9 protein-coding genes are annotated in these 13,520 nt (G+C 51.4%); 5 read left to right on the top strand and 4 right to left on the bottom strand.

Annotated elements, in window-relative coordinates:
* The first annotated feature begins 289 nt into the window (after positions 1–289).
* From ACO0LC_RS26310 to ACO0LC_RS26295, 4 genes are all read left to right on the top strand, one after another.
* Complete coding sequence (locus ACO0LC_RS26310; RefSeq protein WP_423008759.1) at positions 290–1,657, top strand: efflux RND transporter periplasmic adaptor subunit; 1,368 nt, start codon at positions 290–292, stop codon at positions 1,655–1,657.
* A gap of 74 nt (positions 1,658–1,731) precedes the next feature.
* Positions 1,732–4,890 carry an efflux RND transporter permease subunit gene (locus tag ACO0LC_RS26305; RefSeq protein WP_423008757.1) on the top strand — a complete coding sequence of 1,053 codons (3,159 nt, stop codon included), beginning with the start codon at positions 1,732–1,734 and terminating at the stop codon, positions 4,888–4,890.
* Entirely contained in the window at positions 4,890–6,332 is a 1,443-nt protein-coding gene (locus ACO0LC_RS26300; protein WP_423008755.1) for an efflux transporter outer membrane subunit, read from the top strand. Before ACO0LC_RS26305 ends, ACO0LC_RS26300 begins: the two co-directional genes overlap by 1 nt.
* A gap of 207 nt (positions 6,333–6,539) precedes the next feature.
* Positions 6,540–7,124 carry a hypothetical protein gene (locus tag ACO0LC_RS26295; RefSeq protein ID WP_423008753.1) on the top strand — a complete coding sequence of 195 codons (585 nt, stop codon included), beginning with the start codon at positions 6,540–6,542 and terminating at the stop codon, positions 7,122–7,124.
* Between the two features lie 105 nt (positions 7,125–7,229).
* Here ACO0LC_RS26295 and ACO0LC_RS26290 read toward each other — a convergent pair whose 3' ends face one another.
* The 4 genes from ACO0LC_RS26290 to ACO0LC_RS26275 form a co-directional block, all read right to left on the bottom strand.
* Complete coding sequence (locus ACO0LC_RS26290) at positions 7,230–7,880, bottom strand: SCO family protein (RefSeq protein ID WP_423008751.1); 651 nt, start codon at positions 7,878–7,880, stop codon at positions 7,230–7,232.
* Positions 7,877–8,689 (bottom strand): formylglycine-generating enzyme family protein, encoded by an 813-nt coding sequence (locus ACO0LC_RS26285; RefSeq protein WP_423008749.1) that lies wholly within the window; start codon positions 8,687–8,689, stop codon positions 7,877–7,879. The genes ACO0LC_RS26290 and ACO0LC_RS26285 overlap by 4 nt, the downstream gene beginning before the upstream one ends.
* A 41-nt stretch (positions 8,690–8,730) precedes the next feature.
* A complete protein-coding gene (gene nirK, locus ACO0LC_RS26280; RefSeq protein WP_423008747.1) occupies positions 8,731–10,239 on the bottom strand; it encodes a copper-containing nitrite reductase in 1,509 nt (502 codons plus the stop codon).
* A 179-nt stretch (positions 10,240–10,418) separates the two neighbouring features.
* A complete protein-coding gene (locus tag ACO0LC_RS26275; protein WP_423008745.1) occupies positions 10,419–10,874 on the bottom strand; it encodes an RrF2 family transcriptional regulator in 456 nt (151 codons plus the stop codon).
* A 284-nt stretch (positions 10,875–11,158) separates the two neighbouring features.
* Between ACO0LC_RS26275 and ACO0LC_RS26270 the strand changes: the two genes are divergently transcribed.
* Entirely contained in the window at positions 11,159–13,447 is a 2,289-nt protein-coding gene (locus tag ACO0LC_RS26270; RefSeq protein WP_423008743.1) for a nitric-oxide reductase large subunit, read from the top strand.
* The last annotated feature ends 73 nt before the right edge of the window (positions 13,448–13,520 follow it).

The raw sequence follows: 13,520 nt of genomic DNA, 5'->3' as shown, positions 1-13,520 counted from the left end.
TGATTGCAGCGGCCATCCTGTTAATTAAAAACTGGCTCACGAAGAGTCTTGTAAAAGTCTTATAAAAATTCTTGCATAAAAATTCTTGCATAAAAATTCTTGCAAATAAGGCTAGTGAAGAATCACCTCTGTTGCACTCAAATAGTGGTGGTTTTCATGGGCTGATAAGTATCTGGATCTCACCCAAAATCCCTGTAATACGATAGGGCTGTATAAAAACCTTATTTACAAACATTCGTGAATGTATATAATAGCATACCGCCTTTCCTTTTAGAAGAAAGAATCTCCTATGCGCTCCCCTGCAAAACCAATAACAAATGTATTTAAGCTATCTTCCATCACCAGCCAGATGACGCAGGCTCTGCCTGCCTTGCGCATTGCTGCCATCAGCCTGCCTTTGCTGGTGCTGGCCGCCTGCGGCGATAAAGGGGCTGCCAATGCGGCGGGCCCGGGCAAGATGCCGCCACCAGAAGTGAATGTCGTGACCGTACAGCCACGCAACCTGGGTATGGATTTTGAATATGCGGCGCAAACCGCAGGCTCACGCGAAACTGAAGTGCGTGCGCGCGTTGCCGGTATTCTGGAAAACCGCTTGTATGAAGAGGGTTCTCGCGTCAAGGCTGGCACGGTCTTGTTCCAGATTGACCAGGGCGCCTACCGCACGCAACTGGCATCTGCCGAAGCTGCTGCTGGCGTGGCCGAAGCCAAGCTGAACCAGGCCAAGCGCGAATTTGCCCGCCTGACACCGCTGGTCGCAGAAAAAGCTATCAGCCAGAAAGAATTTGACGATGCCAAATCCGGGCTGGAAACAGCAGAAGCCAGCTACAAGCAAGTGCAGGCCCAGGTCAATGAAGCCAAGTTGAATCTTGGTTACACCCGCGTAGTGGCACCTATCGATGGTGTGACCGGTGTTGCTGCCAAATCCAACGGCAGCCTGGTGACTGCGGCTGATAGCCTGCTGACGACTATCGTGCAGACTGATCCTGTCTATGTCAACTTCAGCGTTCCAGAAGCGGATTACCTGAAACTGAGCAAGGATGTAGGCGCAGGCAAGATTGCCCTGCCTGGCAAGAAATCCAATAACGGTAGCCTGGCTTTTGATGTGCAGTTGAAACTGGCAGATGGCAGCACGTCTCCACTTACAGGCAAGATGAATTTTGTCAGCGAAAAAATCAACCCTAACACGGGTGGTTTTGATGCTCGTGCCCAGGTGCCTAATCCTGACGGTACTTTGCGCCCTGGCCAGTTCGTGCGTGTGATACTTAGTGGCGCTACCCGTAGTGCTGCCATTGCAGTGCCGCAACGTGCTGTGATAGACAGCCCCATGGGCAAGATCGTGTTCACGGTGTCGCCTGATAACAAGCTGGTACCCAAGCCGATTGAGCTCGATGGCTGGTCCCATGGCGAATGGATAGTGACCAAGGGTTTGCAAGGTGGTGACCGTGTATTGGTGGATGGTTTCATCAAGGCGCATGATCCAGGCATGACGGTCACGCCAATAGCGATTACCGCCAAGGCTGCTGCTGTGCCAGCGCCAGCGGGTGCACCGGGCGGTGCTCATGGCGCAGAAGGCAAAGCAGCAGCATCCAGTGCATCTGCACCAGCAGCAAGTGCGGCCAGCGCGGCAAGCTCGGCCAGCGCCGAAGCAAAACACTAAGCCCTATATTTAAGCCAAAGTATCAAGCTGAAAATTTGCTGCATAACAAAGCTAAAGGCTACAAGGAATAATTCATGTTCTCAAAATTCTTTATTAACCGGCCGATCTTCGCGACTGTCTTGTCGCTGATCATCGTGCTGGCCGGTCTGGCCGCATTGCGCGTCCTGCCGATTTCGCGCTACCCGGAGATCTCTCCGCCGGTAGTGAACGTGACTGCTTTTTATCCAGGCGCATCTGCCGAGGTGATAGAACGCACAGTGGCCGCACCTATTGAAGAACAAATCAATGGTGTTGAGCATATGCTGTATATGGATTCGGTCTCGTCTGCCGATGGTCGCGTTTCCATCAACGTGACTTTTGAAGTAGGCACCAATCTGGATATTGCAGCAGTTAACGTCAATAACCGTGTGCGCCAGGCTGATGCCAAATTGCCGCAAGAGGTAAGGCGTCAGGGTGTGACTGTGTCCAAGAGCTCGTCCAACTTCCTTGTGGTTGCGGCCTTGTTTTCGCCAGACAATCGTTACGATGCCTTGTTCCTGTCCAACTATGCCACCCAGAATGTGCTGGATGCATTGAAACGCGTGCCAGGTACAACCAACGTACAGATTTTTGGTGCCAAAGATTATGCAATGCGTATCTGGATGCGTCCTGACCGCATGGCGCAATTGGGCGTGACGGTTGCCGATATCTCCAATGCAGTGACCGAGCAAAATGCCCAGTACGCTGCAGGTAAAGTAGGTGCGCCACCAAACAACACCGAAGAATTGACGATGACAGTGACGGCCAAGGGCCGCTTGCTGGAACCGTCTGAGTTTGCCAATATCATCATCAAGTCTGCCAAAGGTGGCTCTGCCGTCCGTATCAGTGATGTGGCACGGGTAGAGCTGGGTTCCAAGGATTACAACCTGTATGGCCGCGTCAATGGTCACCCTTCAGCCAACATCGGTGTGTTCTTGCAAACCGGCGCGAATGCGCTGGAAACCCGCAAGGCAGTGGAACAGACCCTGAAAGACTTGAAAGCCAAGTTCCCGGAAGGCATGGAATATGCCACACCGTATGACACCACACCTTTCGTCACCGAGTCGATTGCTGAGGTATTGAAAACCCTGGCAGAGGCGATGGTACTGGTATTCATCGTGGTGTATTTGTTCCTGCAAAGCTGGCGCGCAACCATCATCCCTACACTGGCAGTGCCGGTATCCTTGATCGGTACCATGGCGGGTCTGCATTTGCTGGGCTACAGTATCAATACCCTGACCTTGTTCGGTATGGTGTTGGCGATCGGTATCGTGGTGGATGATGCCATCGTGGTGCTCGAAAACGTTGAGCGTCTGATGAATGAAGAAGGCATGTCACCAAAAGATGCAGCGATTGAAGCCATGCATGAAGTAACAGGTCCGGTTATCGCGATTGTGCTGGTGCTGGTTGCTGCCTTTGGTCCTATCGCTTTCCTGGGTGGCCTGGCGGGTGAATTGTATCGCCAGTTCTCGGTGACGATTTCTATCGCTGTGGTCTTGTCCGGTATCGTTGCTTTGACTTTGACACCAGCCTTGTGTGCGATCCTGCTCAAACCGGGTTCAGAAAATCATAACCGTTTCTTTACCTGGTTTAATGCGGCTTTCCTGCGTTTGACCAAGCGTTATACCAATGGCGTGACCTTCTTCATGAAGCGTGCAGTATTGGGTGTGGCACTAGTATTGGGCATGGTTGCCCTGACTGGCTTGTTGTGGAAAAACGTGCCTGGTGGTTTGGTGCCGGATGAAGATCAGGGTTATTTCATTGGTGCAGCCATCATGCCTGATGGTGCTTCGCTGGATCGTACTGATGCGATGGTGCGTGAAGTTGAATCCATCATGAAAACCAACAAGAATATCGATACTACCTTTGCCCTGGTTGGTCTGGATTTCCTGGGTGGTGGCGGTTTGAAATCTTCTGCTGCAACCATGTTCTTCCCGCTGAAGCCTTGGGAAGAACGTCACCAGTCTGCACAGCAACTGGTGGGTGAAAGCTATATGAAAACTGGCCGTATCAAAGAAGGCTTGCCTTTGTTCTTTGCTCCTCCTGCGATTCAGGGCCTGGGTCAGACCGGTGGCTTTGAGTTCTATCTGCAAAATGCCGGTGAAGGTGGCGTCAAGCGTCTGGCGCAGCTCTTGCCTTTGCTGATTGCTGAAGCCAACAAGCAGCCAGAATTGGCTGGTGTTAAAACCTTGTGGCAAGCTAACTCCCCACAATTGTTTGTTGATGTGGATAATGAAAAAGCACGTTCCATGGGTGTGGCCTTGTCCGATGTCTATAACACCTTGGCAGCGACCATGGGTAGTTACTATGTCAATGACTTCAACAAGAACGGTCGTATCTATACTGTGCAGTTGCAGGCCGAAGGCCAGTATCGCGCCAAGCCAGAAGACATAGGCAGCATGTATGTGCGTTCTGCCACGGGGCAGATGATACCTGTGCGTGCTTTCACGACCATCAAGTTCATTACTGGTCCTGATTCTGTACAGCGTTTCAATGCTCTGCCTTCGATCAAATTGCTGGGTGATGCCAAGCCAGGTTTCAGTTCTGGTCAGGCAATTGCAGCGATGGAAAGAGCCGCCAAAAAAGTCTTGCCTGCTGATGTAGTGTATGACTGGGGTGGTGCATCCTTCCAGGAAAAACGCAGCAGCAACGCGGCTGGTCTGGCCCTGGGTGCTGGTGTCTTGATGATTTTCCTGATCCTGGCTGCCCAGTATGAAAAATGGTCTTTGCCATTCTCGGTCTTGCTGGCTATGCCTTTTGGTATTTTTGGTGCCTTGCTGGCGGTGTATCTGCGTCACTTCAATAATGACGTCTACTTCCAGATCGGTCTGGTGACGTTGTTGGGGCTGTCGGCGAAGAATGCGATTCTGATTGTGGAATTTGCGGTCATGAAAGTGCATGAAGGTTATGCGCCAGTGGCTGCGGCGCTGGAAGCAGCACGCTTGCGTTTCCGTCCTATTCTGATGACATCGCTGGCCTTTATCCTCGGTGTGGTGCCACTGGCTTTCTCGCACGGTGCAGGTGCTGCGGCACGTCAATCCCTGGGTACGGGTGTATTGGGCGGTATGCTGGCAGCGACTTTCCTGGCGATCTTCTTCGTGCCTTTGTTCTTCAAGCTGATCAATGACAAACGCTTGAAAACCACAGAGCAAGATTTTGAGCACCCTGTCCACGTCTTGAACAATGCAGCTCATACAGATGTGAAGGAAAAATAATGTCTGGAACAAAATTTATATTAACAACGCTGGTCGCCAGCATGGTGCTGGCAGGCTGCGCTTCGGTGGGGCCTGATTACCAGCGCCCTGCGCTGGAAACACCCGTCAGCCTGGGCGTTGTCGCGACACAAAACAAGCAGGTCGCGGTTGACTATGCTGCCTGGTGGAAAAGTTTTCAAGACCCGGTGCTGGATGGTTTGCTGGATGAAGCAGCAAAAAATAATCAGGACCTGGTCCTGGCTGCTGCCCGCATAGAAGAAGCGCGTGCCGTTGCTGTAGGTGCCAATTCGAACCGTTATCCCAGTGTTGACGCTAACTTGGGCGCAACCCGTACCCGCACCAGTGAAAATGCAGGCAAGCTGGGTACCGGTGTCAGCCCGTACAGCAAAGACTTTCAACTGAGCCTGACAGCTTCCTATGAAGTCGATTTCTGGGGCAAGCTGGCGCGTGCGGATGAAGCAGCCCGCGCCCGTCTGCTGGCGCAGGAAGCCAGCCGTGGTCTGGTGCAGAGCAGCCTGTATGCGAATGTGGCGCAGACTTATTTCGCCATGCGCGCAGCAGATGCACAACTGGCCCTGGCTGATTCGACCCTGAAAACCCGCCAGGAAAACCTGCGTTTGCAACAGCGCCGTTTCAAGGCAGGTGCAACCAGCGAACTTGATTTGCATGTAGCTGAATCTGAAGCGGCCGCATCGGACATCAGTTATGCTCAAGCCAAGCAAGCCTTGTCAAACATAGAATCCACACTGGCAGTCTTGCTGGGCCGTTCTGCCAGCGCCATCGCACAGCCTGTGATTGCCCGTGGTAACGAGATAGACAACCTGCATCAGCAACTGGTCATGCCAGCAGACTTACCGTCAGATTTGCTGAACCGCCGCCCGGATATCTTGTCGGCAGAGCAGGCACTGGTCGCTGCCAATGCCGATATCGGCCAGGCCAAGTCGCAATATTTCCCTAGCGTCAAATTGACGACGACGGCTGGTTATGAATCCCGTGTATTCCAGGACTTGCTGAACCCGGCTTCACTGTTGTGGAGCCTGGGCAGTAGTCTGGCGCAACCAGTTTTCCGTGCTGGTGCAATTGGCGCGGTAGTGCAAGGGGCTGAAGCGCGCAAGAACCAGGCGCTGGCACAATATGTGCAGGCAGTGCAGGGTGCTTTCCGCGATGTGCACGATGCCTTGAACAATACGGCTGCCAATGAGCAGGTCAATGCAGCTTCCGAGCGCAGGGTCACTGCCTTGAAAGATTCCTTGCGTCTGGCCGATTTGCGCTACAAGAATGGCTATAGCAGCTATCTGGAAGTCTTGAATGCACAACGTGATCTGTTCCAGGCACAAGCCAGTCTTATAGACAGCAAGCGTGCGCAATTGTCTGCTGTGGTCAGCATCTACAAGGCAGTTGGTGGCGGTTGGAGCAAGCCTGAGGCTCTGGCCAGCAAGTAAGTCCAGAGGCAGTCAGGTAAAAGAAGTAAAACGCGGGCCGGTCTCAAGACTGGCCCGTTTTTTTGTTTGCAATTCTCGGGAATGTTACATTTCGCTACTTACGCTTGTTACGCTCTCTTACAGCTTTGCTGTCATCGGCACTTTCTGATGAGTCGTTATAAGCATGTGACTAGCACAAGTAACTTAACACCACATAAGGATTGCATCATGAAAACAAAATTTATCCCCTTGTTATTGGCTGGTTTGCTGACAGGTTCCGTATTCGCGCAAGGCGTCAGTAGCGACGTGCAGCGTAATGTGAGCCAGCAAACACGTATAGAAGACGGCTTGAAAACCGGGCAGCTGACGACTAAGGAAGCCGGTAAACTGGAGCGAGAGCAGGCAGCAATAGCGCATGAAGAACACAAGGCCTTGAAAGATGGCAAGCTGAACCAGCAAGAGAAAAACAAATTGGCGAGAATGCAGGACAAGGCCAGCGCTGATATTTATGCGGAGAAGCATGATGCCCAGGTCGGTAATCCCAACTCAGTATCCAGCAAACGCATGCAGGCTGATGTACAAAGAAACGTGAACCAGCAACAACGTGTCGAAAATGGCGTCAAGTCTGGTGAGCTGACCAATCATGAAGTGGCAAAGCTGGAAAAAGGCCAGGCAAGCGTTGATCACAAAGAAGCTGTTGCGGCCAGAAATGGTCATGTCGGCGCAGCTGAACAGCGTAACATCCAGCATGCTGAAAACCATCAGTCCAAGAAAATTCACAAGGAAAAAACGGATGATCAGGTACGTGGCTGATCTGCAAGACTGTTAATTTAAAAGCCGGGTACCTGGCGCCTGTTGGTGGCCCGGCTTTTTTCCTTTATCTCAATTGTAGATTTGTACCTGCTCAATCCAATTCATTTAATGTGCGGGAGCAGCAGTGCTCGCATCCAGGCCTTTGAGTGCGAGTTTTACCTTCTGCAAGAATTCATCATCAACCGATCCCAGCGTGCCGCTACGGGCGAGTATGCGACCATTTTTATCCAGCAAAATGAGGGCGCTGGTATGGTTGAATTCACCGGTGTCCATTTGCCGGTATTGAATATTTAATACCGCAGCCAGTTGTCTTACAGATTTTTCACTGGTGCGTGCGAGTACCCAGTGCTGGGCATCCAGTTCCCTGGCTTTGGCGATGGATTGCAAAGTGGCGACCTTGTCCCTGGCCGGATCGAGTGTCACCAACAGGACAGATAGATGGGATTTTTCTTTTTCATCCAGCTTTTTCTCCAGCATCCGTATGGTGTCTATCAGCATGGGGCAAACATATTCACACGAGTTGTAGAACATGCTGGTGATGACGATATTACCGGCCTGGTCTGCCAGTTTAAAATTTTGGGCTTGCTGATTTTCCAGGTCGATAGTCAAGCGGTAAACAGAGTCACCTGGTATTGGCTGTATTTTTGGCTGTACTTTTGTTGTTGCTACTGCTTCGCTGCTACCTGCATGTGCATGCAGTGCAAGCATTAGAAAAGAGGCCGCAATGGCCTTCCATGTGTTCAAAGTTAATTTCATTTTTTTTCTTCCTTGAGGTCACGCGCGCAGCGGAAACCCAGATTGTCGGTCGTGCTTGCGCCGGTCAGCGATGACAGCAGGGCTACCCGCATCAGGATCGCGTAGTTTTCCTTGTTTTGCAGGCTTATGGCACCTGCACCGCAGAATTGCAGTTTGTCCGGATCACCCTGGGTACGGCTGTCTGCGCTGATCAGCAGGGCATTAAAGTCACTGACCCATTCCCATATCAGGCCATGCATATCCCTGACACCATAATAATTTGGCGCATGGCTCATGTTGGCTGACGACTGGGCTGGTGATTCTGAATACCAAGAGAGTATGTGTGCTCGCCAGGCCGGGTCACTGCGGGCATCGGCATGTTGCTCATCTGCGGCTGCCACGAGCTCCCACTCATACCAACTGGGCAAGCGTGCATCTTCCGATTCGCAATAAGCCTGGGCTGCATGCCAGCTGACGCTGGTGACTGCCTGCGTTGATTTTGTTTCATTACCCACATCGCTTGTTGAGGTCCAGGCATGTAAATAGCTGGCATCTGCAAAGATAGAGGCGATCTGATCCCGCTGCCATTCAGGATGTGTGCGTAGGAATTGCTGGTATTCACCCGTTGTTACCGGGCTGGTGCGCATGGAAAAGGATGGGACCCTGGCCATGTCCTTTACATCTGGGCCAGACAATACACTGGCGAACTGCTTGCCCGGAATGGCAATATATTCAGCGGCACAGATGATCGCTGGAGTCAGCAAGAAGACTGCTCCCAGCAAAGCCTGCCCTAACTTTGATTTGCTGCCACGCCTGTTACAGTTCGCCATATGTTGATCTATTGACCGATGGATCGTTTAGTTGATGAGATTTAATGCGCTGCAGCTTTGGCAGGCACAGCCATGGCACGCTCAGCCTTGACTTCACTGGCCAGTATGCGTCCGCCCTTGTTGCCCCAACTATTCAGTACATAAGTCAGGATATTGGCGACTTCATCATCATTCAACTGGTTCATGGCTGGCATGACGGACTCAAAATCTTTTCCATTGACGCTGACTTTGCCACTTAAACCACGCAACAGTACACCTATCGATCTTTGTGGGTCAGCATTGAGGTAGTCAGACTGCGCCAATGGCGGGAATACGCCTGGCAAGCCCGCGCCATTTGCCTGATGGCAGACTGAGCAGGTACCCGCAAACAATTGTCCGCCTGCATTAACCTGGTCCTGCACTGTCAGCGTGCCACTCTCTGCTGCCTTGGCTGCTGTGCTGACCGCAGACAGATTGGCTTGCGCACGGTCACCCAGATAAACTGAATCCAGTTCCTTGCCTGAATAGATATCCTTCTTCTCGGCACCATCGACTTTCATGATAGCCAGTGCGCCTTTATTGAATGCACGGAAAATTGAGTGATCGACCAGTACGTAGCTGCCTGGTACCTTGGTCTGGTATTCAACCACTGCTGCGCCGCCAGCCGGGATGAGTGTGGTTTGTACATTTTTCTGGAAATTGCTGCCGCCTTCAAAACGCACCTTATCGAAGATGGCACCAATCACGTGGAAGCTCGATACCAGATTGGGGCCGCCATTACCGACGAACAGGCGAATTTTTTCATCTGTTTTGGCAGTCAGGGCTTTGTCGCCGGTCATGGAGCCTTCTGCACCATTGAACAGGACATAAGTTGGTTTTTCATCGATGGCTTTTTCCATGTCGAAAGGCTGGTAACCTTTTTCACGGTATTTGCCGGTTGTGTAGAAATCCCCTTGCATGACATAGTATTCACGATCTACGGGTGGCAGGCCTTGTGGTGGTTCAACCAGGATCAGGCCATACATACCGTTGGCAACATGCATGCCCACAGGTGCGGTTGCGCAGTGATAAACATAGATGCCTTCATTGAGTGCCTTGAAAGTGAATTGTGATTCATGGCCAGGCGCTGTGAAACTGGAAGATGCACCACCACCAGGGCCAGTTACGCCATGCAAGTCAATATTGTGTGGCATTTTGCTGCTGGGGTGATTCTTGAGGTGGAATTCAACCGTATCACCCTGGCGCACACGAATGAAGCTGCCTGGTACCGTGCCGCCGAAGGTCCAGAACATGTATTTCACACCTTCAGAGATAGCCATTTCCTTTTCCACGACTTCCAGCTCGACTATGACTTTTGCCGGATGGTTGCGCTTTATTGGCGGGGGAACAAATGGTGGGCTGGTCAGTACCGCGTGTATGACTGGCCCCTGAGGAGGGCCAAAGTCGCCAGCACCTTTGTTGTTTTTACTATCTTTAGTCTCCGCCGCGTGTGCTGACACAGTCAGGAACAGCGAAACGAACAAGATGCGTGCAAGCAGGGATGCGGAAAATCCTCTGAAAATGTCTTTCATTTGAACACCTTTTGTATGTGTAGGCCAGAAAACCAGGGAAATTACTTTGCTGTTCACAATACTGGTGTATTTCTCAAAAATCCTTGATATGAAATAAGAAGCTGGAAACTTTTACCGGCAGGACATGGTTTTTCAATGCAGAGTGCCTGATAACAACAGATTGATGGCAGGAGCGTATGTCATATCCGCTTTATTTTCTTGCCAGCAAAAAGCTGGATTTTGCCAATGCTGTTTTTTTGCGCGACCAGGTCGGCCAGTGTCACTGCATCAAGCACCGATAGATAGGAATCTGTAGCACGGCTCAGTACGCCTTTTAAAATACAGGCACCTGAGTAGGAGCAAGTATTGCTGTCACGGTCAAAGCACTCGGCCATATCGAAATCAGATTCGGCGTTGCGTACTACATCACCTATATTAATTTTTTCCGGCGGCAGATTCAGTTTCAGACCACCGTTGCGACCACGTATGGTTTCTACCATATTCGACATTCCCAGTTGATGTACCACCTTGGTCAGGTGGCTTTTCGAGATGCTGTGCAACTCGGCAATCTCCTGTATGGTCACCAGCCTGTCCTCATGTTGTGCCAGATACATCAGGGTGCGCAAGGTGTAGTCGGTAAATGCGGTCAGTCTCATCATGGTTCCTAAGTGCTGTGCATGCAATGGGAGGCATGAGCACTCCGCATTAGCTCGTTAAGATGCATATAGTATAGATGTTTATAAACCTGGCCTTATAAATCTCATAAAATTGATCTTCATCAAGGGTTTTTCATTAAACATGTATTTTCTTTGTATCTTCAAATACATACATATAAAATGAATCTTTAATGAATCAGACTTGTTTCTGTCGCAGCATCGCTGCAGGTAAAACAGGTTTTGTATCAGGAAACTCTTTCAATTCACCAATAAGGAATCACGCCATGCATGCCACGCGTAAACTCTGGACTTGGCTCGCTGTCATCTGTGTTCTGTCATTTACCGTCCTTGGCTGGGTGGGCACAGAAATTTACTTGACTGCGCCGCCTATTCCCAAACAAGTCGTCAGTGCTGATGGCACTGTCATATTTTCAGAAGGACAGGTGCTGCTCGGTCAGGAAGCATGGCTATCTGCGGGTGGGCAGCAGCTTGGCACGGTATGGGGCCATGGTAGTTATGTCGCACCTGATTGGTCCGCTGACTGGTTGCACCGCGAATCACTGGCTCTGCTCGACATCTGGGCGCAAAAAGAGGCGCAGACATCTTATGAACAACTCAGTCCGGGTCGCCAGGCCGAGTTGAAGGCCCGCCTCAAAGAAGAAATGCGGCGCAATACCTACGATGCCTCTGGCAATGTGATTACTGTGAGTGTGGGCCGTGCCAAGGCTATACAAAGTGTGGCGCAGCATTATATGGCCTTGTTTGGCAATGATCCTTCATTGGAAAAATTGCGTGAGCAATATGCGATGAATCGCGGTAGCCTGCCAGAAATCAAGGACTTGCAAGCCTTGCCGGCATTCTTTTTCTGGTCAGCCTGGGCCGCCGCTACAGACAGGCCGGGCGCTGCTGACCTCAGCTATACCAGCAACTGGCCGCATGAGCCCCTGGTCAATAATACACCGACTGCAGGAGCTGGTATATGGTCCATCGCCAGTGTCATACTGATGATCGCTGCCATTGCCGGTATGATTTTCTATCATTCCATCAGCAAGGAGGAGGGGGACCCTGTACCACCCAAGGCTGACCCTTTGTTTGACCTGAAGCCTACTCCTTCCATGCGTGCAACCAGGAAGTATTTCTATGTCGTCATAGGCTTGATACTGGCGCAAGTTTGCATGGGCGTGATTACTGCCCATTATGCAGTCGAAGGCCACAGCTTCTTTGGTTTTCCGCTGGCTGACATATTGCCGTTCACTGTCAGCCGCACCATACATACGCAATTTGCCGTCCTGTGGATAGCCACAGCCTGGCTGGCGACGGGCCTGTATATTGCGCCCGCCATTTCTGGTCATGAGCCTAAGTTCCAGAAGCTTGGTGTCAATGTGCTGTTTTATGCCTTGCTGTTTATCGTGGTCGGCTCCACCGCATTTGGCTGGCTGGGCAGCCTGCAACACAAAGGTAATGAGTTCAGTTTCTGGATAGGCAACCAGGGGCTGGAATTCACCAGCATGGGCCGGGTCTGGCAAATACTCTTGTTCGTCGGCCTGTTGTTCTGGGTGACCTTGCTGGGACGTGGTTTGATGCCTGCACTGAAAAAACCATCCGAGAGTCGTGGCTTGATTGCCATGGTATTCCTGGCTGCCATGTGCATAGGCGGTTTCTATGCCACCTCACTGACCTGGGGGCCACATACCCATTACTCCATGATTGAATACTGGCGCTGGTGGCTGGTGCATCTGTGGGTAGAAGGCTTCTTTGAAGTGTTTGCTACCGCAGTCATTGCCCTGCTGTTCACCCGCCTGGGCCTGATACGCGCAGCAACGGCAAATAGTGCGATTATCCTGGAAACCATCGTCTTCCTGTTTGGCGGCATCCTGGGGACTTTGCATCATCTGTATTTCACCGGCACACCAACTTTTGTCATCGCCATTGGTGCCATGTTCTCTGCGCTTGAAGTTGTGCCGCTGGCCATGATAGGTGTAGAGGCTTTCCGTAACTATCAGCGCTCAAAAGCAGCAGCCTGGGTGCAGGCCTACAAGTGGTCGATACTGTGTTTTATTGCAGTTGGTTTCTGGAACACTGTTGGTGCGGGTTTGCTGGGTTTTTCCATCAATACCCCTATTGCCCTGTACTACATGCAAGGCTTGAACATGACGGCTGCGCACGGCCATGCTGCCTTGTTTGGTGTCTACGGCATGCTGGGTATAGGTTTGTTGCTGTTCTGCCTGAGAGGCTTGTCTGAGCGCGCGCTGTGGTCTGATAAATTGTTGCAGGCAATGTTCTGGCTGCTCAATATTGGCCTGGCGATGATGGTGTTCATGTCGTTGGTGCCTGCCGGGATTTACCAGGCTGTGGCAAGCATCAGCAAGGGCATGTGGTATGCGCGTTCACCCGAGGTCATCCATTCACACTTCATGGAAACCCTGGTCTGGTTGCGGGTTCCTGGTGACGTCGTGTTCTCTGTTGGTGTCGTCTGTCTGGCTATATTTGCCTTGCGCCTGCTGTTTGGTAAAAAGCGCATGCGGGCAAGTGCGCTTGATATGACTTATGCCAAGGCTTCCAACAAGCTTTAGTTATTTATTCAGGGGGGAATGACTCCCCCCTGTGTTTTTTGCTTATTCTCATCTATATTTAAAGGAGTTTCAT

Origin of the sequence: Undibacterium sp. JH2W (assembly GCF_049340425.1) — a bacterium.
Classification (GTDB): Bacteria; Pseudomonadota; Gammaproteobacteria; order Burkholderiales; family Burkholderiaceae_D; genus Undibacterium.
This window is presented reverse-complemented; position numbering and strand designations above follow the sequence as displayed.